The sequence below is a fragment of the Nesterenkonia sandarakina genome (genome assembly GCF_003003175.1).
Classification (GTDB): domain Bacteria; phylum Actinomycetota; class Actinomycetes; order Actinomycetales; family Micrococcaceae; genus Nesterenkonia; species Nesterenkonia sandarakina_A.
Window position 1 is genome coordinate 58501 of record NZ_PVTY01000005.1, and the last position, 26997, is coordinate 85497.

Genomic DNA, 26997 nt, shown 5'->3' on the forward strand with positions numbered 1-26997 from the left:
GGACTGCAGGATCATCGGACTGCGGGATCAGCGGACTCCGCGCAGGTCCAGGGTCAGTTCGCTCTGCGCCCCGGCCTCCAGGGTGATCGGGATGCCCCAGTCCTGCTGGTAGAGATGGCAGGCGGCATGCATCGGGATCTCTTCTCCCGGGGCGCCGTCGCAGGCCGCGGCCCGGGCCGTGATGTGCAGGACCCCCTCGGTGACCTCTGGGTTGAGCTGCAGCGTCCGGGAGAGTCCCTCGGAGTTCCCGGAGCCCTCGAGCAGCAGGTTCTCCGGGGAGGAGGAGACCTTCAGCTGGGTCGGGTCGCCCCAGCGGTCATCCAGCTTCTGCCCGGAGGGGGCGGAGAAGCCGATGGCCAGCGAGAACTCTCCCGGAGCCACGGCGGTGGCCGGGCGCTGGCTCTGCGTGGCGCCCTCATCGACGGTGAGGTACTCCTTGGGCACCGCGATGCGCACCAGCTCGTGGGCGTTGGTCTCCACCACCAGCAGGTTCGTGCCGTCGGCGTCGAGGAGCACGTCGGAGGGCTCCTTGAGCCCGCGCGCCACGGTTGAGACGCTGGCCGCCACCGTGGTGCCGTCTGCGGCGAGGTGCTCGCCGCGGTAGCGGCGGATCGCGCCGTTGTAGGTGTCGGCCATCAGCACGGAGCCGTCGGGCAGCGCGGTCACGCCCAGAGGGTGCTGCAGCCGGGCCTGCTCGGGAGCGCCGTCGCGGAAGCCGAAGTCGAAGAGACCCTCACCGATCAGGGTCTCCACGGCGGGGGCTGCGGCGGCGCCACCTGTCTCGGCGCCCTCGGCTCCGTTGGCGGTGCCGGTGCGGATCACGCGCAGCGAGGAGGTCTCGGAGTCGGCGATCCAGATGTCTCCCGCCGCGTCCTCGGTGAGCCCCGAGGTCTGCGCGAACCAGGCGGTCTCGGCGGAGCCGTCGAGCAGCCCCTCGAGTCCGGTGCCGGCGAAGATCGAGAGCTCACCGGTGACCGGGTCGAAGGTGAAGATCTGGTGGGTGCCGGCCATCGCGATGACCACCAGGCCCAGCGCCTTGGACCACAGCACGTCCCAGGGAGAGGACAGGGAGACGTTGAGCGGGTCGGTGCCGAGGCTGCCGGACTCCACCGCGCCGGTGCGGGCCCGCTCGGCGTCGAGCAGCCGCTGGACGCCGTTGCCGGCCAGGGTGGTGACCACTCCGGTCTCGGCGTTGATGCCGCGGAGCCGGTGGTTGACGGTATCGGCGACGACGATGTCATAGCCGACCTGCTGGGCCAGCTCGGCGGGGAGCACGGTCAGGCCCTGGGGCTCGTTGAACCGGGCGGAGTCGGGGTCGCCGTCGTGATGACCCTTCTGCTGCTCCTCTCCCCCGCCCCAGGAGCGGACCACGGTCTGCAGATCGGCGTCGAGCTCCACGATCCGGTGGTGGCCGGTGTCCGAGACCAGGAAATGTCCGTGGGAGGCGTCGGATCCACCGAGTGCGCGGGTGACGGGCACGGCCTTGCCCGGGAACCGCAGGGTGCGCGAGACCGGCTCGGGCGGGACGTAGGGTCCGTCTCCGCGGTGCAGCGTGCCCTTGGCCTCGTGCTCGGCGACCAGCTCCTCGACCAGCGAGGTCAGTCCGGCCACATGGCCTTCTCCGGCGAGGTTCGCGGCGATGTAGCCCTGCGGGTCGATGACCACCAGGGTCGGCCAGGCGCGGGCCGAGTAGGCCTGCCAGGTGATCAGGTTCGGGTCGTCCAGGACCGGGTGGGCGATCTCGTAGCGCTCGACGGCGGCGGCGAGCGCGTCGGGGTCGGCCTCGTGTTCGAACTTCGGCGAGTGCACGCCGACGGTGACCAGGACGTCGCTGAAGCGCTGCTCCAGCGGGCGCAGCTCGTCGAGCACGTGCAGGCAGTTGATGCAGCAGAAGGTCCAGAAGTCCAGGATGACGATCTTCCCGCGCAGGTCCTCCAGCGAGACGTCCTTGCCGCCGGTGTTCAGCCACCCTCGTCCGAGCAGCTCGGATGCGCGCACTCGCTCGGCGCGGCGAATCGTCTCAGTCATGCTGGGTCTCCCTTAGATCGTGCCTGCTCAGTCTGCGGTCTCCAGCGCGGCGGTCGCTTCGGCGGCGATGGCCTCGGCGATGGAGGTGAACTCCACCGAGCCTGCCGCCTCACCACCGGTGAAGGAGACCATGATGATGTCATCATCCACCTGCGTGAACAGGATCTGGGCGTAAGTTGTTCCATCCGTGCCGGAGCGCTCCCAGGAATAGGCCGCGGTGTTCTCGGCCTGCTCGGCCGAGACCCCGTCCTGGTCCTGCAGCGTGGGCTCCTCGATGCGCAGCTCGTAGTCGATCCCGTCCAGGGTGAACTCGGTGTCCTGGCAGGAGGCCAGCAGCTCCGCGACGTTGTCCAGGTGCTCGCTGACCCGCTGCTGGTCGGCCTCGCTGTCCACGGTGGCCAGCTCGATGGACCCGGCCCCGGAGAAGCTCTCGGCGAAGTAGTCGGCCCGCACGGCCTCCTCGCCGAGCAGCAGCGGAGAGAAGTCGACGGCGGCCAGCGGCTGCGCACACGCCTCCGGACTCACCTGCGCCTCGGGGTCCTCCCCGGCGAGGGAGTTCTCCTCGAGCAGCTCGCGGTAGGAGGCGGCGACCTCGTCGGAGACGAAGCCCATCTCGTTGAAGCCGAAGCTCGCCGCGCGTCCGGCGCCCTCCTGGGCGGCGATGATCAGCCGCTCGGGGGCGCTCAGGCCCGCGGCCTCCGCCCCGTCGTCCGCCTGGGCCTCACCCTCGGCTTCACCGGCTGCCGTGCCGGCACCCCCGCTCTCGCCGTCGCCCTGACCCTCGGGAACAGCCGCGCCCTGGTCCACCCCGGCGTGGTCGGCGTCATCGGGGGCTGCCTCCTCCTGGTCTGCCCCGCAGGCGCTGAGCAGCAGCAGTCCGGCGAGCGCGGAGGCGCACACCGGAATGGATCTAGGCGTCATCGTGGTCCATCCCGTTCGGCCATCTCGGCGAACATGTCGTTGTAGTCGTTGAGCTCGGCGTCCCCGGTGCGGTCGGCCTCCCGGTCGAGCCGCTTGGTCTCGCGCTTGTCGTCGCGGGACCAGATGACTCCGGCCACGAAGGACATCAGGATCGCCGGGATCTCGCCCAGGGCCCACATCAGCTCGCCTCCGCTGCGCTGATCCTCCAGCGCGGTGAAGCCCCAGTCATAGCCCATGTTGCCGAACCAGGATGCCTGGATGAGCTGCTCCGAGCTGGTCATCGCCACGGCCAGGAAGGCGTGGAAGACCATGGTGGCCAGCAGGATGATCAGCCGCATCGGGTGTGCGGGACGTTGGGGCAGCGGGTCCGCTCCGATCAGCACCAGCGCGAAGATGTAGCCGGTGGCCAGGAAGTGGAAGATCATCAGCTCGTGGCCCACGTGATACTCCAGCACCAGCCCGAAGATCGGGGTGTAGTAGAAGATCAGCAGCGAGCCGGCGAAGTTCACCGCCGCGACGATCGGGTGGGTGATGACTTTCGAGAAGCGCGAGTGGACCAGCCAGAGGATCCATTCGCGCGGGCCGCGGGTGCCGTCGCTGCGCACCGGCAGCGCGCGCAGCGCCAGGGTCACCGGGGAGCCCATCACCATGAAGATCGGGGCGACCATGGTCAGCGTCATGTGCTGGATCATGTGTCCGGAGAACAGCACCATCCCGTAGACCGCGGGTCCGCCGGAGGTGACCCAGAGCAGCACCAGCAGGCCGAAGAGCCAGCTGGCGGCGCGCAGCAGCGGCCAGGAGTCCCCGCGCCGGCGCACCCGCACCATCGCCAGGACGTACCAGGCGGCGAGGAAGACCACGATGGCGACCCACAGCCAGTCCGGGCGCCACAGGGTCAGCCAGAGGCTCCCGCTGGGCTCGGGGGGCAGGTCGTAGCCGGTGAGCGTCCGGGCCGGGCTGGCATCCGGCGGCAGGTCCTCGGGCACCGGAGGGGCGGTGCGTCCCAGGATCGTGCTGACCCCGATCACCGCGGCCATGATCGCGACCTCGACGAGGATCAGCTGGAAGAGCAGGCCGGCCGGGCCGGCCCCGGTGCCCAGCCGCGGGATGATCCACGACCGGTGCATCCACCCGATGACGGCCAGGGCCAGGGTGGCGATCAGCTTCGCCGAGAGCATCAGGCCATAGCTGGTGGCGGTGAGCTGCTCGAGCCTCTCGATGCGCAGGCTGGCGTTGATGATCCCGGAGGCCGCCACGGTCAGCAGCGCCAGCCCGGCCAGGGTCGAGTAGCGCCGGAGCAGCGTCTCGGTCATCCCGGGCGCCGGCGTCTCGGCGGCCGGCTGGGCGCCGGAGCCCGCGGAGGAGCCGGAGCCTGCGGCGGAGCGCTCGCGGGCCTGTGCGGCCTCGCGGCCCAGCGCGGGGCCCAGCAGCGCCAGAACCACCAGTCCCCCGACCCAGATCACGACGCCGAGCAGGTGCAGTCCCAGCGAGTTCACCGCGGCGTAGTGGTCATCGCCGGAGGCCGAGTGGCCGACCAGCGCCATCGGGACGATGGCGGTGAGGCCGAGCACCGCGATGAAGAACAGTCCGGCCGGGGCGCGTACGGCGGTGACCAGGGTGGCGAAGACCGCAGCGATCAGCACGACGGCGGTCCAGGCCTGCCCGGTCGGGATCGACTGCACGTAGCCGAAGAAGCCGGAGGCGAAGGAGTCTGAGGCGGAGAGCGCAAGCCCGGAGAGCGAGGAGAAGGTCAGCACCAGCACCGCCACCGCGGCCACGGTCCAGACCACCCCGGCGAGGCCGGCGATCTGCATGGTCCGGGTGAAGAGCGGGTGCTCGGCGGCGGGGCTGCCGCTGCGCAGCTTCTTGCGCTGACGCGGACCCGCCTGAGGAGGCACCGCCACCGCTGCCAGGATCACCGCGGCGATCGCCGTGGCCATGGCGAGATGATGGATGAACCGAGCGACCGGCAGGCCCCACCGGGTCAGCGCGCCGGGATCAGAGAGCTCGCTGGGGTCATCGACGCCGCTGAGCAGACCGGTGATGATCAGTGCCACCAGCCCGGCGCACAGCGCGGCGGCGGTCAGCGGCAGCGGTGCGGTCCAGAGCCGGGTGGGAGCCTCGCGGCTCGCCGTCCTCACGGGATTGCTCACGCGTCGTCGTTCCGCGGCGGGTTCTCCTGCGGGCCCTTCCGGGGACCCCGCTGGGGATCATCCGGGTCGACGTCCTCCTGGGAGCGCTGCCGCCACTGCGCGGACTCGTTCATCTTGCGCCGGGCGAGGACGATCACCAGGACCAGCACGAGCAGGCTGGCGATCCCGAAGACCAGCGGCGCCCAGTCGGGCGTGTCGGGCGCGGCAGGTGCTGCGGCGGTGAATGCGAGCGGGGCTGTCATGGCGGGGCTGCGCCTTCCTGCGAAGTCTTCCTGCGTCGGTCGGCAGGGGTTGAGCGTCACACGATTCTACGCCGCGTAGAAGTTCCGGGGTTGAGAAGTCCCGGTGTTGAGAAGTCGCGGAGTCGAGAAGTCGGTGCGGTGATGCCGGTGCCGTGATGCCGGTGAACCTGGGGAGACGACGTCGGCCCCTCACCCGTTCTCAGGGCGAGGGGCCGACGTCATCAGCTGGGCCGCGGCGCCTCCGTCTCAGGAGTGCCGTGGCTCATCAGGCTCATTTGCCGGTGGCAGCGGCCTTCAGCTTGGAACCGGCGGAGAGCTTCACGGAGTAGCCCTCCGGGATCTGGATGGTCTCGCCGGTCTGCGGGTTGCGTCCGGTGCGGGCGGCGCGCTTGGTGCGCTCCACTGCCAGCCAACCGGGAATGGTGACCTTCTCGCCCTTGGAAACCTGCTCGGTGAAGACCTCGAAGACTGAGTCCAGAACGCCGTTGACGGCGGCCTGGGAGTTTCCGGACTTCTCTGCGACTGCTGCGACGAGCTCGCTGCGGTTCAGTGCCATGTGTTTGTCCTCCTGGACGTATTCGGTGGCAGTCCCCGGCATGACCTGCGAGATGCGTGCCGCTGACGCGTATTTCCGCGTCGGCGGTCGGGTCATGCCGCGTGGGGCTTTCAGAACGGCAACTTACCACGCAGGCCCGGACGAACCAGCATGGAACCGCATGATCCTGGGCCAGAACGACGCATTTTCCGCTCCGCGAACACCCCCGAACGAACCCGCCGAAGGTGATATGAACAAAAAATTTGGACACAAAAAACCACCCGCGGGAGGTCTGATGCTGTTCCTCCAGGGGGTGAGGAACAGCAGCCTCCGCGCGGGTGGCGGTCTTTGGGAGCTCGTTCATCGTGCGAACAGGCTCTGCGTCCAATCTACAGCAGAATGCACATCAGACAACCACTGGCGGCACAACCACTGAAGGGGCGGGCCGCCCGGAGGCGACCCACCCCTTCAGAGATGGTCTTGCGTCAGCGGCGGCTGATCACCAGGAGGACTTGGTGATGCCGGGCAGCTCACCCTTGTGAGCCATGTCGCGGAAGCGGATGCGCGAGATGCCGAACTTCTGGAAGGTGCCGCGGGGGCGACCATCGATGGAGTCGCGGTTGCGCACGCGGATCGGGGAAGCATCGCGGGGAAGCTTCTGCAGACCCACGCGAGCTGCCTCGCGGTCCTCGTCCGAGGCGTTGGGATCAACGAGGGTCTTCTTGAGCTGCAGACGCTTCTCGGCGTAGCGCTCAACGATGACCTTGCGCTGTTCGTTCTTTGCGATCTTGGATTTCTTAGCCATGATCAGCGCTCCTCTCGGAAGTCGACGTGCTTGCGAACGACCGGATCGTACTTCTTGAGCACGATGCGGTCGGGGTTGTTGCGGCGGTTCTTACGGGTCACGTAGGTGAACCCGGTGCCTGCCGTCGACTTCAGCTTGATGATGGGACGTACGTCCTTGTCCTTGGCCATTAGAGCTTCTCACCCTTCTTGATCAGCTCGGCAACGACAACGTCGATGCCGCGGACGTCGATGGTCTTGATGCCCTTGACGGACAAGGTCAGCGTCACATTGCGTCCCAATGAAGGAACCCAGTAGCGCTTCTTCTGGATGTTCGGGTCGAACCGGCGCTTGGTGCGCCGATGCGAGTGGGAGATTGAGTTGCCGAACTGCGGCCCCACTCCGGTCACCTGGCAACGTGCTGCCATGATCACTCCTCTTGCGTAAGTACGTGAATGTATACGGGCGGTACCCGGTTCTGGGTCCCGCCACCAGCTATGACACCGTTACTTGCGAGGACGGACCAGGCTGGGTGAGATCCAACCGAAGTGTCTTCTCATTCGCCCGGCGTTTCGCCGGACGGACGGTGGTGCTTGATGTGGTGCTCTGGAATCCAGGCTTCACAATCGACCGCGCTGCTTTCCGGCGCTGATACCCAGGAATGCCCCCGCTCCAAGAGGACACGCATGTGCACAGCGCAGCACGGCTTGCGACTGTCTATGGTAGCCCGGGCGCGTCCATTCGGCAAAGCGGGTGGGTGGCGGCTGGAAGCGCCGCGGCTGAAGACTTCCGCGCTGCCCCGGTACAGTCATGCCGTGACTCAGAACGACGGCATCACCCAGGACCACGGCGTCTCCCCCGACGTCACCCAGCACGCGCCGCGCGCCCGCACGGCACTGCCGGTGGCGGCGATCATCGCCACCGTGCTGATGTGGGCGTCCTCCTTCGTGCTCATCCGCTGGTCGGCCGGCGAGCTCTCCCCCGGACCACTGGCCCTGCTGCGGCTGCTCGCCGGAGCGGTGACGCTGAGCGCGCTGCTGCTCCGGGTGCGCCGCGGGAAGCTGCAGCTGCCCACCCGGTCCGCGCTCGTGCTCACGGCGCTCTACGGCGTCCTCTGGTTCGCCCTCTATACCGTGGTCTTCAACCTCGCCGGGCACTACATCGACGCCGGGACGATCGCAATGGTGGTCAACCTCGCCCCGCTGTTGGTCGGAGTCGGTGCGGTGGTCTTCTTCAAGGAGTCCTTCTCCACCCGACTGTTCGTGGGCATGGTGGTCTCGCTGTGCGGGATCGGACTGATCACCGTGGCCGGGTCCAGCGGCCAGCTCGCCCTGGCCGGCCTGGGCATCGCGCTGGTCGCGGCGTTCCTCTACGCCGGCGGCATGCTCATCCAGAAGCTGGCGCTGCGGCACACCGACCCGCTGACCGCGACCTGGCTGGCCTGCGCCGCCGGCACGATCGCGCTGCTGCCGTTCCTGAGCGCCACATTCCAGGAGCTGCAGACCACCTCGACCGCGGTGATCATCGGCGCGGTCTATATGGGGATCGGGCCCACCGCGCTGGGCTTCTGGTTCTGGGGCTACGCGATGAACCACTTCCCCACCGGCAAGGTGGCTGCCAGCACGCTGGCGGTGCCCGCCGTCGTCGTGGTGATGTCCTGGCTCACGCTCGGCGAGATTCCGCCGCTGCTGGGGATCATCGGCGGCGTCGTGACCCTGACCGGGGTGGCTATCGCGCAGCTTCGTCGGCCGGCACGGTCCGCGCGGCCCGTGCAACAGGCGTGACCGGCGCACTGAACTTCTCTCCGCTGGCCAGCTCGTAGGCCCGGGCTGCGCGCAGCACCGAGCGGTCACGGGTCCGGGCGGCGACGATCTGCAGCCCCACCGGCAGCCCTGCACCGGTCAGTCCGCAGGGCACCGAGACGGCGGGCTGCTGGGTCATGTTGAACGGAATCGTGTACGGGGTCCAGCTGGTCCACAGCTCTGAGGGCCAGCCCGCCGGCGCCTGCCGACTCGCATCGAAGGCCGGGATCGGCATGGTCGGGGTGACCAGCAGGTCGTACTTCCCATGGAATGCTCCCATCCGGACACCCATGTCCATCCGCACGCCGGTGGCGCTGAGATAGTCCAGCGCCGAGGCGTCGGCGTACTGCTCGATCCCGGCACGCAGCCCCGGATCCACCTGCTCCAGCGCCCCGGGGCCATAGGCCTCCAGCACCTTGGCGGCACCGGTGAACCAGAGCACGTGGAAGGCCTCCACCGGATCTGCGATATCGGGATCCACCCGCTCCACCTGGGCGCCGAGGGAGGCCAGCACCTCGACCGCCTCGTCCACCCGCGCCTCGACCTCCGGGTCGTTGCTCCCGAAGCCGAGCGTGGGCGAATAGCCGATCCGCACACCGGCCAGCGAACCGCCGTCGACCTCGAGCTCGGCGAGGTCTGCCGAGAACGGACGCGACTGGGAGGGCAGCGCGGACCAGTCGCGGGCGTCGAAGCCGGCGATGACATCGAGCAGCAGCGCGGTGTCGGTGACGGTGCGCGCCATCGGTCCGGCATGGGCGAGCGTCCCGAAGGGGCTCGCCGGATACATCGGCACGGTGCCATAGGTGGCCTTGATGGCCACCGTCCCGGTGAACGCCGCCGGGATCCTGACCGAGCCGCCGCCGTCGGTGCCCACCGCCCAGGGGCCCATCCCGGCCCCGACCGCTGAGGCCGCACCGCCGGAGGAGCCGCCGCTGGTCAGCGCCGGGTCCCAGGGGTTGGTGGTGACGCCGAAGCGTCCCGAGTCGGTGGTGCCCTTCCAGGCGAACTCGGGCGTGGTGGTCTTGCCCAGCAGCACCGCGCCGGTCTCGCGCAGCCGCGCCACGCAGGGGGCGTCGAAGTCCCAGGGCCCGGCCGCATCGATCAGCTTGCTGCCGCGCAGGGTCGGCCAGCCCACGGTGGGGAAGATGTCCTTGATCGAGGTCGGCACCCCGTCTCCGGGCCCGAGCGTCTCCCCGGCGGCCCAGCGCTGCGCCGAGCCCCGAGCGGATTCCAGGGCAGACTCCCGGTCCACCAGCACGAAGGCGTTCAGTGCGCCGTCGTGCTGCTCGATCCGTTCCAGGGCGGCCTCGGTGGCGTCCACCGGGGTGAAGTCGCCCGCGCGGTATCCGGCGAGAAGTTCGACGGCGGTCAGTTCAGCAAGGTGCGACATGCGCCCCTCCTCAAGCTCTGGAGTCCGAAGACTCGTCGGGTGCAGCGGATCGGGTGGGTGGTGGATCGAATGGATGCCGAGTAGTCGGGCGAGGGCTGGTCAGTGCTGTTTCAGTGCCGCGGGACGTATCCCTTGGCGGTGTCCACGATGTTCTCCCGCTCCTGGCCGTCGAGCCAGCGCTGGGCGTTGTCCACGAACTGCTCCGCCAGTGCGGTGCGCCAGCCGAGCACGTCTCCGGACATGTGGGCGGAGATCGTCACCGAGTCCATCGTCCAGAGCGGGGAGTCGGGCGGAAGCGGCTCCTGGGCGAAGACGTCAAGGGTCGCGCGGGCCAGGGTGCCGGCTTTCAGAGCCTGGATGAGCGCCTGTTCGTCCACAGATTCACCGCGGCCGATGTTGATCAGGTGCGCGCCCGGCCGGACCGCCGCCAGGGACTCGGCGCCGATGAGCCCGGTGGTCTGCGCGGTGAGCGGAGCGGCGTTGATGATGTGGTCGAACTCGCCGATGTGCTGGGGCAGATCCGCGCTGTCCACCACGGTGCCGAAGTCGGGGTCATGTTCCCGGGCGGTGCGTCCGGCTCCGGTGACCTCGATGCCGACCGCGTGCAGCAGCCGGGCCGTCTCGCGCCCGATCGCCCCGGTGCCGATGATCAGCGCGGAGGTCCCCTGGACCCTGAGCGTCTCGCGGTGGACCCACTGCCGGGCCTGCTGGTGACGCTGGCTGGCCGCGAAGTCCTTGGCATGGGCGAAGATCGCGGCCAGGACGTACTCCGCGATCGGCCGATCGAAGATCCCCTGCGCGTTGGTCACCACGACCTCGGAGCTGCGCAGCTCATCGAACATCAGCGCGTCCACTCCGGCGGCCGCGACGTGGATCCATTCGAGTGCGCCGGCCTGCGGCCATGCCTGTCGCACCGCCGGGGAGAAGAAGTCCCACAGGAACAAGGCCTGTGCACCCTCCAATGCCTCGCCGAGGCCGGCGGCATCGGTGTACCTGACCTCGGCCTGGCGCTCGATCGGCTCCAGCCCCTCGGGGCGCTCGATCGCGGTCTGCCAGTCCTCGAGCGACTGGTCCTCGCCCGCTCGCGCTGCCGCCGGCTCGGATGCTGCCTGCGTCGTGGGACACAGCACCGTGATGATCGGTCTCGCTGACGTCATGCTCACCTGCCCATATCTTGCCCGTCATGGCGGCCCGTCCGGGCCTGTTCTGGTCTGCTGACCTTTCATCCTCAGGTGCGGCTATGCTATGAATACCCGTGAAGATTGTCAACAATCCGGAGATGCCATGAGTGCCGCGTCAGGCTTCCAGCCCGTCCCCCGCGAGTCCACGTCCTCGCTGATCACCCGCCAGCTGCGCGAAGGGATCATGTACGGCACCCTGCCCGCGGGCGCCCAGCTCTCCGAGGCAGCGCTGGCGGCGGAGTTCGGCGTGAGTCGGGGCCCGCTGCGCGAGGCCATGCAGCGCCTGGTCCAGGAGGGGCTGGTGCGCAGCGAGCTCAACCGCGGGCTCTTCGTCAAGGAGCTGGACGAGGCCGAGATCCGCGACATCTACCTCACCCGCACCGCGATCGAGACCGCCGCGGCCCGCGCCGTGGCCCACGGCGACTCAGCGGCGCAGGGCGCCGAGCGTCTGCGGACACGTGCGGCGGTGATGGCCGAGGCCGCGGCGGCCGGGGACCTGCACCGGCTCGCGGACGCGGATTTCGCCTTCCACGAGGAGCTGGTGAACCTGGCCGGAAGCCCGCGCCTGCATCGGGTCCACGAGACCCTGATGGTGGAGACCAGGATGTGCATGACGGCGCTGCAGGGGACCTACTTCGACCCGGACGATCAGGTCGCGGAGCATTCCCGCATCGTGGAGGCCATCGCCTCCGGCGATGACGCCGAGCTGGTCGCTCAGATCGAGGAGCATATGCAGGAGGCGCTGGATCGCCTGGTCAGGGCCTCTCGATGAACTCTTGAGCAACCCTATGGTCCGGCGCGACAGACAGCGCTAAGGTCGAAGAATGGAATTCAGATATCTCGGACATTCAGGCCTGAAAATCTCAGAGATCACCTATGGAAACTGGTTGACCCACGGTTCTCAGATCGAGAACGACGTCGCGACCGATTGCGTCCATGCCGCGCTCGACGCCGGCATCACGACCTTCGACACGGCGGACGTCTACGCCAACACCGTGGCGGAGCAGGTGCTGGGCGACGCCCTGGCCGGACAGCGCCGTGAGTCCCTGGAGATCTTCACCAAGGTCTACTTCCCCACCGGCCCCAAGGGCCACAATGACACCGGGCTCTCCCGCAAGCACATCATGGAGTCGATCAACGGCTCGCTGACCCGGCTGGGCACGGACTACGTCGATCTCTACCAGGCGCACCGCTATGACTACGAGACTCCGCTCGAGGAGACCATGCAGGCCTTCGCCGACGTGGTCCGTTCCGGCAAGGCGCTCTATATCGGCGTCTCCGAGTGGACCGCTCCCCAGCTGCGCGCAGGTCACGCGCTGGCCAAGGATCTCGGCGTGCAGCTGATCAGCAACCAGCCGCAGTACAACATGCTGTGGCGGGTCATCGAACCCGAGGTCGTGCCGGCCTCCGAAGATCTCGGGATCTCCCAGATCGTCTGGTCACCCATCGCCCAGGGCGTGCTGACCGGAAAATACCTGCCGGGCCAGCCTGCGCCGGAGGGCTCCCGCGCCTCCGACAAGGAGGCCGGAAAGTTCATCGAGCGGTACATGAACGAGGACATCCTCACTGCGGTGCAGAACCTCAAGCCGATCGCTGCCGACCATGGGCTGGATCTCGCGCAGCTCGCCGTGGCCTGGGTGCTGCAGAACCCGAACGTCGCCTCGGCCCTGGTCGGCGCGTCCCGCCCGGAGCAGATCGCAGGAAACGTCGCCGCCGCCGGGGTCACCCTCGATGACGCCGCGATGCACGCCATCGACGCCGTGATCGGCGATCTGGCCGAGCAGGATGCGAGCCTGACGAAGTCGCCCGAGACTCGGGTGAGCTGACGCTCAGCCCCTGCTGACCCATCTCCCGAGGCAGAACGCACCCGGCGCCGCGGAGCACCGGGTGCGTTCTGTCTCCGTCTCAGAATCCGGGCACCTTTACCGTTTCGTTATGAAAATGTTGACCCGGACCGTACACTGGCGGCTGGACTGAAGACATGGACAGCCGCCTGAACAAGGGCACGGCCAGATGCAGAGGGCGGGACCGGATGAAGCGAGCAGCGCAGCGCGTCGCCCCACTCGGCGGCGCAGCCCTGGTGAGCATCGCGCTCCTCGTGGGCACGGCTCCGACCGCCGCCGTCGCGGCCCCCGTCCAGGTTGCCGCACAGGCCTCCGAGCCGGCCGAGACAGTGGACCCCCAGGGCGACGCCGTCGACGTCGACTCCTCCCAGGATGCGACTCCCACACCGTCGGCCGAGTCCGTTCCGGAATCCACAGCGCCCGCCGAGGACCCCAGCGACCCGGCCGAGACCCCGACGGATCCCGCCGAGCCTGCGGAGACCCCCGACCCCGAGCCGACCCCGCCGGGCCCCATCGACCCGGGCCCCACCGAGCCGGCGCCCACGGACCCCGAACCCACAGGCCCGCAACCCACAGACCCTGGGACCACTGATCCGGGGACCCCCGCGCCTGAGCCCTCGGAGGGCGAGTCCCCGCCGAGCGTGCCCACCGATCCAGGCGACGAGTCCTCGGCGCCGGCGCAGGGCGAGCACTACCTCCGCTGCGGCTCTGCCTTCGCGGCCCCCGGACAGACGCAGACGCTGCGCCTGCAGATGAGCAGCAACCTCAGCGAGCTCACCGTCGGTTCAAGCCTCACCGGCGCGACCATCTGGATCGAAGCCGGGGTCGTCTACTACCAGGCGCCCACCCCGCTGCCGCCAGGTGCCGCGCAGGATGACTTCGCCGTCCGCGGCGTCGCCCCGAACGGGGACCCCGTGTCCGACCGCTGCAACATCGGACTGCAGGCGACGTCAGAGAACCTCGACGACGCCGCCCAGCCGTCCCCGCCTGAGGACATCGGCGCTCCCGGCGGCATCGCCGCCCCGGGAACACCCGAGCTGCCAGGCACGCCCGAGGCGAGCCCGAGCAGCGCGAGCACCTCCACAGACACCGACGCGCCGCCACTCTCCGGCCCGCCGATTCCAGGGATGCCCGGGTATTCCCTGCCCGAGCAGGGCGCGTCGAGCGTCAGCCCCACGGCCTCAGCCTCTGCGCCGGATCAGCCGGCAGAGGATCCGGGATCAGGCGACGCGGAGCTGGCGGTGACCGGGCCGAGCGGTCTGCAGACCTTCACCGCCGTCGTGCTGGCCCTGCTGGCGCTCCTCGCGGGCGGCGCCGCGATCGTGCTGGCCGCTCGCCGGTCGGACTCGCTGCGCTGAGCAGCCGCTCCTGATCTCCTGAGCCGGCTCACCAGGTGTTCGGTGCCGGCTTCCGCGCCGCCGGAAGCGCCGAATCCCGCCGCCAGGCCTGAAGCTCTTCGCTGACCGTGAGGTCTTCGGGGACCTCATGACCGAGGTCGCGGATCGCACCGAGGATCTCGGCGTTGGGCACAGGGCCGGCGCTGGAGAGGAGCCGTCCGGCGATGTGGGCCCGGACATAGATCTCGCCGTCGACCACCGCACGCTGCTCGAAGTAGAAGCACTTCTCGTCGAAGCCGATCATCCGGGTGTGGATCTGGAACCGGGTCATGAAGGTGACCGAGCGCCGGAAGGTGATCTGCTCGGACTGCACCACCGGAGACCAGCCGCGCTTGCGCATCTGGGCCCAGAGCCCGGAGCGGGCCATCAGGTCGAAGCGGCCGAGGTCGAAGAGTGAGAAGTACTGGCCGTTGTTGATGTGCCGGGCGATGTCGACGTCGGTGGGCAGCGCTCGCAGCGTGACCACCGAGGACTCCCAGGGAGTCATGGTGGGTCGACGACGGGCGCGGAGCAGCACCAGCAGGGTGCGGAAGATCACATGCATGGGCTCAGTGTGCCACAAGCTACCGGTCAGTAATGAGTTGGCGTGCTGGTCAGCCGCTCAGGCGGACCCGGCCGAGGCGGCGGACGTCGGGCTGGAAGACCCGCGCTCGGCGGGGCGCAGCACGTAGCCGGCGCCCCGGACGGTATGGATCATCCGGGGCATGTCGGCTTCGATCTTCTTGCGCACATAGGAGATGTAGAGCTCCACGATGTTGGCCTGTCCGGCGAACTCGTACTCCCAGACCTGCTGCAGGATCTCGGACTTCGGCAGCACCGTCCTGGCGTGGCGCATGAGCAGCCGGAGGAGTCGGAACTCGGTGTCGGACAGGTCGATGTCCCGCCCGCCCCGACGCACCGTGCGAGCGGCCGTGTCCAGCTCCAGATCACCGACGAGCAGCCGCTCGCCCTCGGTCCGCGCGGGGAGCCGTGCTGTGATGAAGTGCAGCCGGCGCAGCGCCTCCTCGACGCTGACGCTGCCGGTGATGTGGTCATCCTGCGGATGCACGGTCTCGAGCAGCCGCGCCAGCTCGACGTCGGCATCGAACCAGTGCAGCACCGCGGAGGGGTCGATGCTCGAGCGGAGATCCTCCAGCACCGCCTCCATGTCTGAGACCCGCCGACTGGCGCGCGCGTCGACGACGAAGAGCTCGGGGGCATCCACCTGCAGCGCCTGCCGCGCCGTCTCCGCGCTGGAGGCCAGCAGCACCTTCACATCGATCCCGCGCAGCCGCTGGCTCAGCTCAGAGGCCGCCGGGGAGGGGCCGCCGAGGATCAGCACCGGCGAGGAGATCGTCAACGCGGCGGGACGGACGGAGCGCAGAGAGGCCGTCAGCAGCTCAGACCGGGGCCCGTCGGCATCATCACCCGTCATCGCACCTCCCCCGCATATCTCCTGAACTGCCTCCTCAGGACGTGGCAGATGTCCCAGAACTCTACAGACTCCCAAGGCCTGAGCCTAGGGTGAAGGCCCAGGCTCAACAACAGCCTGACCCCTTCTGCGCGCCTCGAAGCCGACTGCCGTTTCGTGACAGACTGGTCGCAGTGACCGACATCACCCGTTGTCGGTCACCGGTTCACCCCTGCTGACCCGCCCTACCTGGCACCTACTGAGGAGAACATATGATCATCGGAGTCCCCGCCGAAGTGAAGAACAACGAGTACCGCGTGGCCCTGACCCCGGCCGGAGCGGTGGACCTCACCGCCCGCGGACACCGGGTGCTGCTCCAGAGCGGCGCCGGCACCGGTTCGGGCTTCGCCGACCACGACTACGTCGCGGCCGGTGCCGAGATCCTCGGTGGCGCCGATGAGGTCTGGGCGCAGGCCGAGATGATCCTGAAGGTCAAGGAGCCCCAGGCCGAGGAGTTTCCCCGGATGCGCGACGGTCAGATCCTCTTCACCTATCTTCACCTCGCCGCCGAGCCCGACTGCGCCCGTGCGCTGCAGGAGCGCGGCGTCACCGCGATCGCCTATGAGACCGTCACGGGCACCCATGGCCTGCCGCTGCTGGCCCCGATGAGTGAGGTCGCCGGACGGTTGGCGCCCCAGGTGGGCGCGTATCACCTGATGCATTCCCAGGGCGGACCGGGCATCCTCATCGGCGGCGTCCCCGGGGCCCGCCCCGCGAAGGTCGTGGTCATCGGCGGCGGCAAGGCCGGCGAGCAGGCGGCCCTCACCGCTCTGGGCATGGGTGCCGACGTCACCGTGCTGGACCTGAACATCGAGCGCCTCCGGGAGCTCTCCGCGCTCTCCGGGCGCGGCCTGACCACTTTGGCCTCGAACACGCTGACCCTCAGCGAAGAGGTCGCCGCCGCGGACCTGGTCATCGGGTCGGTGCTGGTCCCCGGAGCGACCGCACCGAAGCTGGTGACGCGTGAGATGGCTGCCGCGATGCGTCCTGGGTCGGTGCTGGTGGACATCGCCATCGACCAGGGCGGCTGCTTCGAAGGTTCACGTCCGACCACCCACGCCGATCCGACCTTCACCATCGGGGAACAGATCTACTACTGCGTGGCGAACATGCCGGGCGCCGTTCCGCACACCTCCACCGCCGCGCTGACGAACTCCACGCTGCGCTACATCTTTGCCCTGGCGGACAAGGGGTGGAAGCAGGCGATGCGCGAGGACCCGCATCTGGCCAACGGACTCAACGTCCACGCCGGCGACCTCACCAACGCCCCGGTGGCCCAGGCGCTGGGGGCGCAGTACCGCGCCACGGCTGACGTGCTGGCCTGAGAAGCAGCCGGATGGGCCGCACGCCTGCGGCTCCTCGCCGGCCGTCCTGAGCTCACAGGCTCTGGCGGTCGGCGAGCCGGCGCCCCGGCACCGGGGTGAAGTAGGTCTGCACCAGCGCAGAGTCGACGGCTTCGAGCGTTCCGGGGTTCCAGCGCGGGGATCGGTCCTTGTCGATGATCTGCGCCCTGATGCCTTCGCGGAAGTCCGCTGAGCGCAGCATGTGCACCGCGATGGTGAACTCCGCCTCCAGCGCCGCAGCCAGCGTGAGCTCCCCGGCGGCGAGGATCGCCCGGTGCGCGACCTTCAGCGACGCCGGGGACTTGCCGCGCAGCGACTCCGCCGTCGCTGCCGCCGCCTCCTCGCTGGGCGCCAGCTCGTCCAGTCGCTGGAGCAGCTCCTCCACCGAGGCCGCGGCATAGGCCCGGTCGATCCAGCTCCGCGATTCGGCAAGCGCGGAGGCCCCCGGGGTCCGGGTGAATCGGGGCAGCACCTCGGCCACGGGCTGGATGCTCAGGGCCTGGGTCAGCTCGCCCAGGACCTCGGCGGGGACTTCGACGTCGGCCAGGCCGAGCGCGATGGTGTCGGCCGCGTCGAGGTGGGCACCGGTGAGTCCGGCATGGAGACCCATCCGTCCCGGCGACTGACCGAGCAGCCAGGTGCCTCCGACGTCGGGAGAGAAGCCGATGGTGGTCTCCGGCATGCCCGCCCGGGTGCGCTCGGTGACGATCCGATGGGAGCCATGGGCCGAGACCCCGATGCCGCCGCCGAGCACCAGGCCGTCCATCAGGGCGATGTACGGCTTGGGGTATTCAGCGATCGTGCGGTTCAACGCGTACTCGTTCGCCAGAAACGCCTCGCTGGTGAAGTCCGCCGCGTATCCGGGCACACCGTCGGGGAGGATCCCGCCGCCGTCGTGCTCCTGGAGCGCGGCCATCTCCTGGAAGAGGCTGGAGACGTCACCGCCGGCACAGAGCCCGCGGTCTCCGGCGCCGCGGATGAGCACCTGGCTCACCCGGTCGTCCTCGGCCCAGTCCTGCAGCTGGACCAGGATGCACTCACACATCAGCTGGGTCAGCGCATTGACCGCGTGGGGTCGATTCAGCGTGATGATGCCGAGGTGTCCGCGCAGCTCGAAGGCCACATCGCCGGTGTACGTCTCCCTGCCCATGTGACAGAGGTTACACGCGGGTCTGCACGTGACTCAAACGTTTCGGTGAGGAAGTCCTCCGCGCGGAGTCAGGCGTTCCAGAGCCCGTAGGAGTCCGCCAGCGAGGCGATCTTCTGGGCGCGGGCCAGGCGCGGGAGGTACGAGCCGTCACCGATGGAGCCGCCGGCCTCATGGGCCTCGATCAGCTCCCGGGCCCAGTTCAGCTCATCGGCCGAGGGGGCCAGCCCGGTGTTGATGTGCTCGACCTGTGCCCGGTTCAGCGAGAGCTTGCCGGTCATGCCCATGCTGGCGGTGACCTGGCACGCTTCAGCCGTCTCCTGCGGATCGGCGTCGGCCGCCGTCGGGCCGTCGATGGCGCCGGGGAGCCCACCGACGCGGGACGCGATGACCAGCCGGGCCCGGGCGTAGGCCAGCGCCATCGGGTCGGCGGAGACGCCCACGTCCTTGCGGAAGTCATTGGTGCCGAAGGCCAGCCGGAAGGTTCCCGGGGCCGAGGCGATCTGGGTGGCGTTCTCCACGCCGAGGGCGGACTCGATCAGGGCGATGACCGGGGTTCCGGCGCGCAGCCGCATCGCGGTGTAGGTGACCTGTTCCGGATGCTCGGTCTCGGCCAGCATCACCCCGCGCAGACCCTCTGCGCGAGAGAGTGCCGCGAGATCCTTCTCCCAGTGCTCGGAGGTCGAGGGGCTGACCCGGACCCAGGCGGTCATGCCGCCGTTGAGCGCGCGCAGCACCGCCTCGCGGGCAGCCACCTTGCCGTCATCGGGGACCGACGCTTCCAGATCGAAGATCACAGAATCGGCCTCGCTGGCCAGTCCGGGAGCGAAGTCCTGCTCCTTGGCAGCGTTGATCAGCAGCCAGGAGCGGGAGAGTTTGGCGGGAAGCGCGGCCGCGCGACGGTTCCGGATGGGCATGGCGCAAGCCTACCGGAGAAGCCCGCCCCGACCTGCGGCTGGTGTGCTGAGTCACCGCTGACCCAGTGGCGCCAGGTGTTGACATCCCCCGGCCCCGGCTTCAAAATTGATCATGATTGAACTTCAAGTTTGAAATACATCGCTTGGAGTTCCATCCCGGACGCGGTTTCAGGATCCCCCGATCGCCTGGCCGACGTCGCCCTGTGGGGAGGAACTGCTGGCTGGGTGCATGACTACCGCCCCCGAGTGCACCCGGTTTCCTCATCCCATTCCGCGGGCGGAGGGCCGCCCCCGTCATAGCGCCCTCCGCCCGCCAGGGCCCCGGGCACCTCGACCGTGTCCACGAGAGCCGCACAGCGTCGAAGGGCCCCGAGCGGTGCCGAGGATTCGGTGTGCGCGGGCGCAGCTCCTATTCTGGACCCATGACTCTGACCCCCCGCCCCCGCGCTCGCATGCTTGTCAGCGCGGGCGGCCTCGGGCTCGCACTGCTGCTCGCCGGCTGCGGCCCCTCGGATCCGGAGCCGACGGAGCAGGAGGAGCCCAGCAACACGATGCCTCAGCCGGAGGTCGAGGACGACGACTCGGTGCGGCTCCCGCTGGCGATGGTCACCCCCGATGGCCAGTCCGAGGCGGCACCTCTGGATGGCGAGGGCACCCTGGAGGGTGAGCAGGCTCCGGGCAGTCCAGTGGAGGAGACCGGTGCGGGTCAGCAGACCCAGCAGATCGAGATCGCCCGCACCGCCCCCTTCGGCTGCGGCGACACGGTCTCGGTCGTCCGGTCCGTGCCGATGGTGACCGAGGACCCCGCGGTGGCAGCGCTGGAGTTCCTCATCGATGACCGGCTGTCCTCCCATGGCTCGCCGGCGTTCTACAACGCGCTGGCCGCCTCCGAGGAGCTCAGCGTGGACTCGGTCGAGGTCGAGGACGACACGGTGCTCGTCGCCCTGAGCGGCGAGCCGGTGACCACCGGGGAATGTGAGTCCTGGCAGATCCTGGCCCAGATCGAGACCACCGCCCGCGTCGCGACCGGCGCCGGCGAGAGCGAGGTGACCGTGGACGGTCAGCCGCTGGCCGAGGTCCTGGGACTCCCCGCAGACCGCGAGGGGCTGCAGATCAGCCAGATCCAGCACTGAGCCGGGCCTGGTCCTCGGGCTCCGGCGCGGCCGACCCCGGCCCGCCTCGCTAGTCGATCAGCAGGCCCGGCTGCTCCATCACGGCCGCGATGTCGGAGATGAACCGTCCGGCGAGATCGCCGTCGATCAGGCGGTGGTCGAAGGATCCGCCGATGACCATGACGTCGCGCGGGACGATCTGTCCCTCCACGACCCAGGGCTTCTTGCGCACCGCGCCCAGCGCCACGATCGAGGCCTGACCCGGGGGCAGGATCGGGGTTCCGCTGTCCAGCCCGAGCGAGCCGATGTTGGTGATCGAGACCGTGCCGCCCTGCATCTCCCCCGGAGTGGTCCGACCCTCCCGCGCGTCGACGGTCAGCTGGGTCAGCGCCGCGGCCAGGCCGCGGGTGTTGAACGCATGAGCCTCGTGGATCACCGGCACCACCAGGCCGCGCGGGGTCGCCGCCGCGACGCCGAGGTTCAGGTAGTTCTTCAACGTGTAGTGCGTGTCATGCCAGGTGGCGTTGACCTGCGGATTGCGCCGCACCGCCCAGATGATCGCCTTGGCGGCGAAGAGCATCGGTGAGACGCTCAGCCCCTCGTAGCTGGGATCCTGCTTCAGCACCTGGCGCAGCTCCATGGTGCGCGTGACGTCGACCTCTTTGAACACCGAGACATGCGGCACGGTGGTCGCCGAGGCGGTCACGTTGCGTGCGGTGGCCTTGCGCACGCCGCGGACCTGGATGTTCTCCTCGCGCGGTCCTTCGTAGAGCAGGCCCTCCTCGGCAGGGGTGCTCTTGCGGCGACCCGGGGACGGGGCCCCGGGGGCGGGCATCTGACCGGAGGCGCGCTGCTCACGCTTCTGCCTGGCCTGCCGTTCGACGTCGTCCCGGGTGATCTGCCCGTTGCGGCCGGAGCCGACGAGCTCCCAGACGGCCACACCGAGGCGCTTGGCCAGGGCCCGCACCGGAGGGCTGGCCCGCGCGACGATGTCGGCGATGTCGGTGTAGGCACCGGCGGCAGGTGCGGGGGCGGCGATCTCGAGTCCCTCGAGGTCGACCAGGTCCGGCGCGGTGGAACGGGTCCGTGACCGTCGCGAGGCGGAGTCCGCCTTCGGGCCGGAGCCGACCAGCGCCTCGTTCTGCGCCGAATCCTGCTGTGCGGCGCCCTTCTGCTCGGACTCTGCCCGCTCGGCGTCCTCGCGCTTCTGCGCCGCCGCCTTCTTCCCGCGGCTCGAGCGTGAGCGGCCCGGCTTGTCCTCGCCGGCGGGCGGCTCGGCGGCCTCCTGGACATCCGTCGCCGCAGCGGCGTCGGCCCCTGGAGCCGCGGACGGGTCTTCGCCCTCGGCGGCGATGCGGATCAGCGGGGCGCCGACCTCGATGGTCTCGCCCTCGGCGGCGAGCAGCTCGGTGACGACTCCGGCGAAGGGCACCGGCAGCTCGACGAGGGATTTGGCGGTCTCGATCTCGACCACGATGTCGTTGACCTCGACGGTCGCGCCCACCGTGGTGCGCCAGGTGACGACCTCGGCTTCGGTCAGGCCTTCGCCGACGTCGGGAAGGTTGAAGGTCTCAGCCATGCTCACGCACTCCTCTGGTAGCTGAAGCTGCGGTCCACGGCTTCCAGCATCCGATCGATGTCCGGAAGGTACCGGTGCTCCTGGGACGACGGCGGGTAGGGCATATGGAATCCGCCCACGCGCAGCACCGGGGCCAGCAGCCGGTGGTGGGCGCGTTCTGCCACGCGCGCGGCGATCTCTCCGCCGATGCCGCCGAAGGTCGGCGCCTCGTGCGCGACGATCAGCCGCTGGGTCTTGGCGGCGGAGCGGGCGATGGTCTCGTCGTCGAGCGGGCTGATCGAGCGGATGTCGACGACTTCGATGCTGCGCCCCTCGGCCCGGGCGGCCTCGGCGGCGGCCAGCGCCACCGGCACCAAGGGCCCGTAGGTGGCGATGGTCGCGTCGGTGCCCGTGCGGAGCACCTGGGCGCGGAACGCATCCGGCGCCGGGTTCTCCATGTCGACCTTGCCCTTGAGCCAGTAGCGGCGCTTGGGCTCGAGGATGATCACCGGGTCGTCGCTGACGATGGCCTGGCGGGTCATCCAGTACGCGTCCTGCGGGCTCGACGGCGCGACGATGCGCAGGCCGGCGGTGTGCGCGAAGAGCGCCTCGGGAGATTCGGAGTGGTGCTCGATGGAGCCGATGTGTCCGCCGTAGGGCAGCCGGATGGTGACCGGGACCTTGACGTTGCCGTCGGTGCGGCTGTGCATCTTGGCCAGCTGCGTGGTGATCTGGTTGAACGCCGGGAAGACGAAGCCGTCGAACTGGATCTCGACGACCGGGCGGTAGCCGCGCATGGCCATGCCGATGCTGGTGCCGACGATGCCGGACTCGGCCAGCGGGGAATCGATCACCCGGTGGGTGCCGAACTCCGCCTGCAGCCCCTCGGTGACCCGGAAGACCCCGCCGAGCGCGCCGATGTCCTCGCCGATCAGCAGCGTCTTCGGGTCTGCGGCGAGCTCGTCGCGCAGGGCCGCGGTGATCGCCTTGGCCATGACCATCTCTTTGATCCCGCTCATCGTGCGGTGCCCGCCTCCGTCTGCTCTTCCGCGAATCCTGCTTCGTAGTCCTTCAGCCAGGCCTTCTCGGTCTCCACCTGGCGGTGCGGCTCCGAGTACACGGTGTCGAAGACGCGTTCCAGGTCGATGGACTCCAGGGCCAGCACGGACTTGCGCATGTCCGCGGCGAGGTCCTTGAACTCGGCGTCCACATCGGTGAAGAAGCTCTCGTCGGCGTGGCCCTCGGAGCTCAGCCAGGTGCGGAAGCGCCGGATCGGATCACGGCCCTCCCAGAGCTGCTCCTCCGCGGAGCTGCGGTACTTGGTGGGGTCGTCGGCGGTGGTGTGGGCGCCCATCCGGTAGGTGACCGACTCGATGAGCTTCGGCCCCCTGCCGGCGCGGATGTCCCCGGAGAGCCGGCTCGCGACCGCGTAGCTGGCCAGGACGTCGTTGCCGTCGACCCGGACGCCCTCGATCCCGTAGCCCTTGGCGCGGTTGACCAGCGGTCCGCGGGACTGGGTCCGGGTGGGCACCGAGATCGCCCAGTGGTTGTTCTGGATGAAGTAGAGCAGCGGCAGCTCATAGGAGGCGGCGAAGACCATCGATTCGTGCATGTCGCCCTGGCTGGTGGCCCCGTCACCGATGCAGGCCACGACGATCTCGTCCTCGGCGCGGTCCCGCGGAATGCTGCCCGTGCGCCGGTCCTGGTTGATCCCCATCGCCCAGCCGGCGGCGTGCAGGGTCTGCGCGGCGAGCACCAGGGTGTAGACGTGGAAGTTGTGCTCGCTGGGGTCCCATCCGGTGTGCCGGGTGGCCCGGAACAGGGTCAGCAGCTGCTCGGGGGAGATCCCGCGGTAGAGCGCCATGGCGTGCTCGCGATAGGTGGGGAAGACCATGTCGGAGGACTTGATCGCCGCGATGGTGCCCACCTGGGCGGCCTCCTGGCCCAGTGCCGGCGCCCAGAGTGCGAGCTGTCCCTGGCGCTGCAGCGAGGTGGCCTCGGCGTCGAGCCGCCGCTCCATCGCCATATAGCGGTAGAGCTCACGGAGCTGCTCGGCGCTCAGCCCGGCGATGAACGGGCTGTAGACCTCGTTCTCAGTGAGCTTCCCCTCGGGGGTGAGCAGCTGGACGGGCTGCACCTCTTCTGGCTGCACAGTGTGATCCTCTCCGATGGCACCGCTGATGGACGCCCCGCAGGTGAGGACGACCACCGTTCATTGTGTCAGCTCGACTCAGGCTTCGAATCTGTAGGTCCGGCACAACTCGATGAATCGATCATTGGCTTCGACCTCACCGATGGTGACCCGCACACCCTCACCGGGGAAGCCGCGCACCGCCAGGGCCTGGAGCCCGGCCGCCTCGGCGAAGTCTGCGGTCTGCTCGCCCAGCGGGAGCCAGACGAAGTTGCCCTGCGCCTCGGGGATCGTCCAGCCGGCCTCGGCCAGGGCCGCGCTGACCCGGTCACGCTCGGCGACCAGCGAGTCGACCCGCTCGTGAACCTCGGAGAGGTGTTCCAGCGAGGCCAGCGCCGCGACCTCGGCCAGGGTGGAGACGCTGAAGGGGGCTGCGACCACGCGCAGGTGGCGGGTGATCTCCTGCCCGGCGATGGAGTAGCCCACGCGCAGCGCTGCCAGGCCGTGTGCCTTGGAGAAGGTCCGCAGCACCGCGACGTTGGGGTGCTTCCGGTAGAGCGCCAGCGCGTCCAGCGGATCCTCGGTGCGGACGAACTCCTGATACGCCTCATCGATGACGACGACGACGTCGCTGGGCACCTTGGCCAGGAAGGTTTCGACCTCGCTGTGCCGCAGCGCCGGGCCGGTGGGATTGTTCGGGGTGCACAGCAGCAGCACCTTGGTCTGTTCGGTGATCGCGGCGAGCATCGCCTCGAGGTCGTGGCGTCCGTCCTGGAGCACCGGGACCGTGACGTCCTTGGCTCCGGCGGTGCGGACCACGATCGGGTAGGCCTCGAAGGACCGCCAGGCGTAGATGACCTCGTCCTGGCTGCCGTCGCTGTTGGATCCGGCGAAGGCGTTGATGATCTGGGTCAGCGCGCCGAGGCTGCCGGTGCCGGCGACGATGTCTTCGACCGAGACGTCGAGGACCTGGGCGAGCCCGGCGCGCAGGTTCTCGGCGTTGGGGTGGGGGTAGCGGTGCAGCGTGTCCACTGCGGCCATCGCCTGGACCACCGCGGGGACCGGGCCCAGCGGGTTCTCGTTCGAGGAGAGCTTGTAGGGCGTGAGTCCCTCGGCCGCCTTCGGCGGCTTGCCTGCGGCATAGGCGGGCAGAAGGCTGACGCTTTCCCGTGGGGTGATCGACCCGGCGCGTGAGAACATAGTCATCGTGAGAATCCTACTGGCAATTATTTTGAATGCCCTGGCCCTCGCCGCAGCGGCCTTCCTCGTACCGGGCATCTACGTGGACGGCGCCGAACAGGGCACCGGGGCGACGATCCTCGCCTTCCTCTTCGTGGGGGCCGTCTTCGGTCTGGTCAATGTGGTCATCAAGCCGATCATCTCGCTGCTGTCGCTGCCGATCACCTGCCTGACGCTGGGGCTGTTCGCCGTGGTCATCAACGCGGGCATGCTGGTGCTCACCGCCTGGCTGACCTCCTGGACCCCGGTGCACTTCGTGGTGGAGGACTTCTTCTGGAGCGCGGTCTTCGGCTCCATCGTGGTGGCCCTGGTCTCAGCGCTGCTCAACCGCTTCATCCTGCGCCCGCTCGACGCCTGAGCCGCCCACGGCGGGCAGATCCTCCAGGCGCCCGGCCAGTTCTGCAATGGTCTGCTGCAGCCGCTCCACCCCGGCGGAGTCCCAGTCGGTGGAGTAGACCGTGGTCTCGTGATCGCCGCGCAGGGACTCGGTGAGCTCCGCGAGCTGGGCCCGCTGGCCCTGGTCCAGGTGCTCCGGCGCCTGCGCCTCGAGCAGCCGGATGGCCTCGATGTTGTGTGCGAGGCTGTGGCTGGCCCCGAAGACTCCCCCGGGCCGGGCCCGCGGGTCCTGGCGCTCGTAGGTCACCTGGACCCGCTCCGCCGAGAGCTCGCCGGGCCCGCCGAGCAGGCGCGGCACCGGGTCGTTGGCGTCCTGGAAGCTCGTGGTCCTGACCCCGCGCGGCGCGGGACCCTCCCGGCCCGGAGCAGCGACCGTGGCCACCTGAGAGATCCGGTACTTGCTCGCCAGGGTTCCCCCGGCGGCGATGTTGAGCGCATGCAGCCCGCCCAGCGAGTACCCGGTGACCACCAGCTCATCCCCGGGCAGCGCGCCTGAGTCCTGCAGCGCCTGGTCGATCACGCCCTGCAGATGCGCGGAGTCATTCGTCCCGGCGTCCAGGAGACTGTTGAGTCCGCGCCCCGCGCTGAGATCGAGCTCTCCGGCGGCGAGTCCGTCCAGGTCGAGCTCCTCCAGTCCTTCGGGCAGCTCCAGCCCCGGGATGTGGATGACGTGCCGGGCACGCTCTCCCGGCCGGGGTCTTGAGGAGATGCTGAAGTCACCGAGCTCCGCGACCTCTGAGTGGGCCTGGAGGTGCTCGCTGAGCCGTTCCACCGGTGTGGCGGGCAGCCGATGGGTCTGCGGCGCGAGCGTCTGGGTGCTCTCGCGGGAGATCCGGCGGGCCTTCTCCAGCAGCGACTGGGTCACCAGCCCGGCACCGTCCTCGGTGGCACGCAGCACCGGGTGCTTCCTGGCGAGCAGGCTCAGCAGCAGCTGGGACCCCTGACCAAGGCTGACCAGGGCGGTGCGCCCCCAGGCGTCGGCGAGCGCCTTGTCTCCCTGCGGGTCCACCAGGTGCGGATAGATCTGCGGGAACTGCGCGAGGTGCCGCACGGTGCCGAACGAGGACATCAGCAGCGACTCGGTGTCCCGGTAGCGCTCCTGTGCGATGCGCACGGCGCGCGCGGTCTCCCCCATGGTCCAGGCTCCCACGGAGGCCTCCGCGAGGCTGATCCCCAGCTGGGCCGCGAGCAGCGGGATCCTCGGATGCAGCGCGAGTCCGGCCGCCGAACCGAAGAGCTCGACGCTGAGGCCGCCCAGCGTGCTGCGCTGCTCCTCGACGATGGCCTCGGCCGCAGTCAGCCCCTGCGCCGCGAGCAGCAGGCTCTCCAGGACCAGGTTCAGCTCGGTGGGTCCCCCGTGGGCCTGCACGGAGAATCCGCGCGGCGCCGGATCGCCGTAGTGGTCCTCGGTGATGACGTACATCGTCG

The 26997-nt window shown here is 69.4% G+C and carries 26 protein-coding genes; 7 read left to right on the forward strand and 19 right to left on the reverse strand.

The genetic code is table 11. The annotated features are described in order from the left end of the window. Nucleotides 1–27: 27 nt before the first annotated feature. From BCL67_RS05255 to rpmB, 8 genes are all read right to left on the reverse strand, one after another. Nucleotides 28–2028, reverse strand: coding sequence for an NHL domain-containing thioredoxin family protein (locus BCL67_RS05255; RefSeq protein ID WP_106122407.1), 2001 nt, complete (start codon nucleotides 2026–2028; stop codon nucleotides 28–30). A 27-nt stretch (nucleotides 2029–2055) separates the two neighbouring features. Continuing rightward, the gene (locus BCL67_RS05260) at nucleotides 2056–2949 is read right to left on the reverse strand and encodes a hypothetical protein (protein ID WP_146131086.1); all 894 of its coding nucleotides are present in this window, start codon (nucleotides 2947–2949) and stop codon (nucleotides 2056–2058) included. Continuing rightward, nucleotides 2946–5102: a cytochrome c oxidase assembly protein gene (locus tag BCL67_RS05265; protein ID WP_106122409.1), complete on the reverse strand. Its 2157-nt coding sequence runs from the start codon at nucleotides 5100–5102 to the stop codon at nucleotides 2946–2948. The genes BCL67_RS05260 and BCL67_RS05265 overlap by 4 nt, the downstream gene beginning before the upstream one ends. Then, on the reverse strand, nucleotides 5099–5344 hold the full coding sequence (locus BCL67_RS05270) for a hypothetical protein (protein ID WP_106122410.1): 246 nt from the start codon (nucleotides 5342–5344) through the stop codon (nucleotides 5099–5101). The genes BCL67_RS05265 and BCL67_RS05270 overlap by 4 nt, the downstream gene beginning before the upstream one ends. Nucleotides 5345–5615: 271 nt before the next feature. Further along, the gene (locus BCL67_RS05275; protein ID WP_036474622.1) at nucleotides 5616–5900 is read right to left on the reverse strand and encodes an HU family DNA-binding protein; all 285 of its coding nucleotides are present in this window, start codon (nucleotides 5898–5900) and stop codon (nucleotides 5616–5618) included. A 478-nt stretch (nucleotides 5901–6378) separates the two neighbouring features. Continuing rightward, complete coding sequence (rpsN, locus tag BCL67_RS05280; protein ID WP_036474463.1) at nucleotides 6379–6684, reverse strand: 30S ribosomal protein S14; 306 nt, start codon at nucleotides 6682–6684, stop codon at nucleotides 6379–6381. A 2-nt stretch (nucleotides 6685–6686) separates the two neighbouring features. Next, a complete protein-coding gene (gene rpmG / locus BCL67_RS05285) occupies nucleotides 6687–6854 on the reverse strand; it encodes a 50S ribosomal protein L33 (protein WP_022872124.1) in 168 nt (55 codons plus the stop codon). Continuing rightward, nucleotides 6854–7090 carry a 50S ribosomal protein L28 gene (gene rpmB, locus BCL67_RS05290; protein ID WP_106122411.1) on the reverse strand — a complete coding sequence of 79 codons (237 nt, stop codon included), beginning with the start codon at nucleotides 7088–7090 and terminating at the stop codon, nucleotides 6854–6856. The genes rpmG and rpmB overlap by 1 nt, the downstream gene beginning before the upstream one ends. 387 nt (nucleotides 7091–7477) lie before the next feature. On the opposite strand from rpmB, the gene BCL67_RS05295 reads away from it, so the two are divergent. Continuing rightward, on the forward strand, nucleotides 7478–8446 hold the full coding sequence (locus tag BCL67_RS05295; RefSeq protein WP_181255894.1) for a DMT family transporter: 969 nt from the start codon (nucleotides 7478–7480) through the stop codon (nucleotides 8444–8446). Here BCL67_RS05295 and BCL67_RS05300 read toward each other — a convergent pair. Both BCL67_RS05300 and BCL67_RS05305 read right to left on the reverse strand, forming a co-directional pair. Next, a complete protein-coding gene (locus tag BCL67_RS05300) occupies nucleotides 8391–9854 on the reverse strand; it encodes an amidase (RefSeq protein ID WP_106122413.1) in 1464 nt (487 codons plus the stop codon). The two genes, BCL67_RS05295 and BCL67_RS05300, sit on opposite strands and share 56 nt — an antisense overlap. Before the next feature lie 110 nt (nucleotides 9855–9964). Next, the gene (locus BCL67_RS05305) at nucleotides 9965–11011 is read right to left on the reverse strand and encodes a D-2-hydroxyacid dehydrogenase (protein ID WP_106122414.1); all 1047 of its coding nucleotides are present in this window, start codon (nucleotides 11009–11011) and stop codon (nucleotides 9965–9967) included. A 127-nt stretch (nucleotides 11012–11138) separates the two neighbouring features. Here BCL67_RS05305 and BCL67_RS05310 point away from each other — a divergent pair, with 127 nt between their 5' ends. From BCL67_RS05310 to BCL67_RS15905, 3 genes are all read left to right on the forward strand, one after another. Then, nucleotides 11139–11807, forward strand: coding sequence for a GntR family transcriptional regulator (locus BCL67_RS05310; RefSeq protein ID WP_106122415.1), 669 nt, complete (start codon nucleotides 11139–11141; stop codon nucleotides 11805–11807). 52 nt (nucleotides 11808–11859) lie between these two features. Next, complete coding sequence (locus tag BCL67_RS05315) at nucleotides 11860–12861, forward strand: aldo/keto reductase family protein (protein ID WP_106122416.1); 1002 nt, start codon at nucleotides 11860–11862, stop codon at nucleotides 12859–12861. A gap of 206 nt (nucleotides 12862–13067) precedes the next feature. Beyond that, nucleotides 13068–14237: a hypothetical protein gene (locus BCL67_RS15905; RefSeq protein WP_106122417.1), complete on the forward strand. Its 1170-nt coding sequence runs from the start codon at nucleotides 13068–13070 to the stop codon at nucleotides 14235–14237. A 28-nt stretch (nucleotides 14238–14265) separates the two neighbouring features. Here BCL67_RS15905 and BCL67_RS05325 read toward each other — a convergent pair whose 3' ends face one another. Together BCL67_RS05325 and BCL67_RS05330 are read right to left on the reverse strand one after the other, a co-directional pair. Further along, complete coding sequence (locus BCL67_RS05325) at nucleotides 14266–14820, reverse strand: acyl-CoA thioesterase (protein WP_106122418.1); 555 nt, start codon at nucleotides 14818–14820, stop codon at nucleotides 14266–14268. A gap of 57 nt (nucleotides 14821–14877) precedes the next feature. Then, nucleotides 14878–15690, reverse strand: a complete 813-nt coding sequence (locus BCL67_RS05330; protein ID WP_106122419.1) for a winged helix-turn-helix transcriptional regulator — start codon at nucleotides 15688–15690, stop codon at nucleotides 14878–14880. A 248-nt stretch (nucleotides 15691–15938) separates the two neighbouring features. Between BCL67_RS05330 and ald the strand changes: the two genes are divergently transcribed. Beyond that, nucleotides 15939–17051, forward strand: coding sequence for an alanine dehydrogenase (gene ald, locus BCL67_RS05335; RefSeq protein ID WP_106122420.1), 1113 nt, complete (start codon nucleotides 15939–15941; stop codon nucleotides 17049–17051). A gap of 52 nt (nucleotides 17052–17103) precedes the next feature. On the opposite strand, the gene BCL67_RS05340 is transcribed toward ald, so the two are convergent. Both BCL67_RS05340 and BCL67_RS05345 read right to left on the reverse strand, forming a co-directional pair. Continuing rightward, on the reverse strand, nucleotides 17104–18219 hold the full coding sequence (locus BCL67_RS05340; protein ID WP_106122421.1) for a 3-hydroxyisobutyryl-CoA hydrolase: 1116 nt from the start codon (nucleotides 18217–18219) through the stop codon (nucleotides 17104–17106). Nucleotides 18220–18287: 68 nt separating this feature from the next. Beyond that, nucleotides 18288–19133, reverse strand: a complete 846-nt coding sequence (locus tag BCL67_RS05345) for an HpcH/HpaI aldolase/citrate lyase family protein (RefSeq protein WP_106122422.1) — start codon at nucleotides 19131–19133, stop codon at nucleotides 18288–18290. Between the two features lie 422 nt (nucleotides 19134–19555). Between BCL67_RS05345 and BCL67_RS05350 the strand changes: the two genes are divergently transcribed. Further along, nucleotides 19556–20266 (forward strand): GerMN domain-containing protein, encoded by a 711-nt coding sequence (locus BCL67_RS05350; protein ID WP_106122423.1) that lies wholly within the window; start codon nucleotides 19556–19558, stop codon nucleotides 20264–20266. Between the two features lie 49 nt (nucleotides 20267–20315). Here BCL67_RS05350 and BCL67_RS05355 read toward each other — a convergent pair whose 3' ends face one another. The 4 genes from BCL67_RS05355 to hisC form a co-directional block, all read right to left on the reverse strand. Continuing rightward, nucleotides 20316–21824 (reverse strand): dihydrolipoamide acetyltransferase family protein, encoded by a 1509-nt coding sequence (locus BCL67_RS05355; RefSeq protein ID WP_106122424.1) that lies wholly within the window; start codon nucleotides 21822–21824, stop codon nucleotides 20316–20318. 2 nt (nucleotides 21825–21826) lie between these two features. Then, complete coding sequence (locus BCL67_RS05360; protein ID WP_181255896.1) at nucleotides 21827–22822, reverse strand: alpha-ketoacid dehydrogenase subunit beta; 996 nt, start codon at nucleotides 22820–22822, stop codon at nucleotides 21827–21829. Continuing rightward, entirely contained in the window at nucleotides 22819–23955 is a 1137-nt protein-coding gene (locus tag BCL67_RS05365) for a thiamine pyrophosphate-dependent dehydrogenase E1 component subunit alpha (RefSeq protein WP_258174778.1), read from the reverse strand. The genes BCL67_RS05360 and BCL67_RS05365 overlap by 4 nt, the downstream gene beginning before the upstream one ends. A gap of 78 nt (nucleotides 23956–24033) precedes the next feature. Further along, nucleotides 24034–25140, reverse strand: a complete 1107-nt coding sequence (gene hisC / locus BCL67_RS05370; RefSeq protein ID WP_106122425.1) for a histidinol-phosphate transaminase — start codon at nucleotides 25138–25140, stop codon at nucleotides 24034–24036. 1 nt (nucleotide 25141) lies between these two features. Between hisC and BCL67_RS05375 the strand changes: the two genes are divergently transcribed. Beyond that, nucleotides 25142–25531, forward strand: coding sequence for a phage holin family protein (locus BCL67_RS05375; RefSeq protein ID WP_106122426.1), 390 nt, complete (start codon nucleotides 25142–25144; stop codon nucleotides 25529–25531). Here the strand turns inward: BCL67_RS05375 and BCL67_RS05380 are convergent. Next, a complete protein-coding gene (locus BCL67_RS05380; RefSeq protein ID WP_106122427.1) occupies nucleotides 25487–26992 on the reverse strand; it encodes a hypothetical protein in 1506 nt (501 codons plus the stop codon). The two genes, BCL67_RS05375 and BCL67_RS05380, sit on opposite strands and share 45 nt — an antisense overlap. Between the last annotated feature and the right edge of the window lie 5 nt (nucleotides 26993–26997).

Coding starts and splice junctions, on each gene's coding strand:
- BCL67_RS05255 (WP_106122407.1), bottom strand. CDS start 2,028: ATGACTGAGACGATTCGCCGCGCCGAGCGAGTGCGCGCATCCGAGCTG.
- BCL67_RS05260 (WP_146131086.1), bottom strand. CDS start 2,949: ATGACGCCTAGATCCATTCCGGTGTGCGCCTCCGCGCTCGCCGGACTG.
- BCL67_RS05270 (WP_106122410.1), bottom strand. CDS start 5,344: ATGACAGCCCCGCTCGCATTCACCGCCGCAGCACCTGCCGCGCCCGAC.
- BCL67_RS05275 (WP_036474622.1), bottom strand. CDS start 5,900: ATGGCACTGAACCGCAGCGAGCTCGTCGCAGCAGTCGCAGAGAAGTCC.
- rpsN (WP_036474463.1), bottom strand. CDS start 6,684: ATGGCTAAGAAATCCAAGATCGCAAAGAACGAACAGCGCAAGGTCATC.
- rpmG (WP_022872124.1), bottom strand. CDS start 6,854: ATGGCCAAGGACAAGGACGTACGTCCCATCATCAAGCTGAAGTCGACG.
- rpmB (WP_106122411.1), bottom strand. CDS start 7,090: ATGGCAGCACGTTGCCAGGTGACCGGAGTGGGGCCGCAGTTCGGCAAC.
- BCL67_RS05300 (WP_106122413.1), bottom strand. CDS start 9,854: ATGTCGCACCTTGCTGAACTGACCGCCGTCGAACTTCTCGCCGGATAC.
- BCL67_RS05305 (WP_106122414.1), bottom strand. CDS start 11,011: ATGACGTCAGCGAGACCGATCATCACGGTGCTGTGTCCCACGACGCAG.
- BCL67_RS05310 (WP_106122415.1), top strand. CDS start 11,139: ATGAGTGCCGCGTCAGGCTTCCAGCCCGTCCCCCGCGAGTCCACGTCC.
- BCL67_RS05315 (WP_106122416.1), top strand. CDS start 11,860: ATGGAATTCAGATATCTCGGACATTCAGGCCTGAAAATCTCAGAGATC.
- BCL67_RS15905 (WP_106122417.1), top strand. CDS start 13,068: ATGAAGCGAGCAGCGCAGCGCGTCGCCCCACTCGGCGGCGCAGCCCTG.
- BCL67_RS05325 (WP_106122418.1), bottom strand. CDS start 14,820: ATGCATGTGATCTTCCGCACCCTGCTGGTGCTGCTCCGCGCCCGTCGT.
- BCL67_RS05330 (WP_106122419.1), bottom strand. CDS start 15,690: ATGACGGGTGATGATGCCGACGGGCCCCGGTCTGAGCTGCTGACGGCC.
- ald (WP_106122420.1), top strand. CDS start 15,939: ATGATCATCGGAGTCCCCGCCGAAGTGAAGAACAACGAGTACCGCGTG.
- BCL67_RS05340 (WP_106122421.1), bottom strand. CDS start 18,219: ATGGGCAGGGAGACGTACACCGGCGATGTGGCCTTCGAGCTGCGCGGA.
- BCL67_RS05345 (WP_106122422.1), bottom strand. CDS start 19,133: ATGCCCATCCGGAACCGTCGCGCGGCCGCGCTTCCCGCCAAACTCTCC.
- BCL67_RS05350 (WP_106122423.1), top strand. CDS start 19,556: ATGACTCTGACCCCCCGCCCCCGCGCTCGCATGCTTGTCAGCGCGGGC.
- BCL67_RS05355 (WP_106122424.1), bottom strand. CDS start 21,824: ATGGCTGAGACCTTCAACCTTCCCGACGTCGGCGAAGGCCTGACCGAA.
- BCL67_RS05360 (WP_181255896.1), bottom strand. CDS start 22,822: ATGAGCGGGATCAAAGAGATGGTCATGGCCAAGGCGATCACCGCGGCC.
- hisC (WP_106122425.1), bottom strand. CDS start 25,140: ATGACTATGTTCTCACGCGCCGGGTCGATCACCCCACGGGAAAGCGTC.
- BCL67_RS05380 (WP_106122427.1), bottom strand. CDS start 26,992: ATGTACGTCATCACCGAGGACCACTACGGCGATCCGGCGCCGCGCGGA.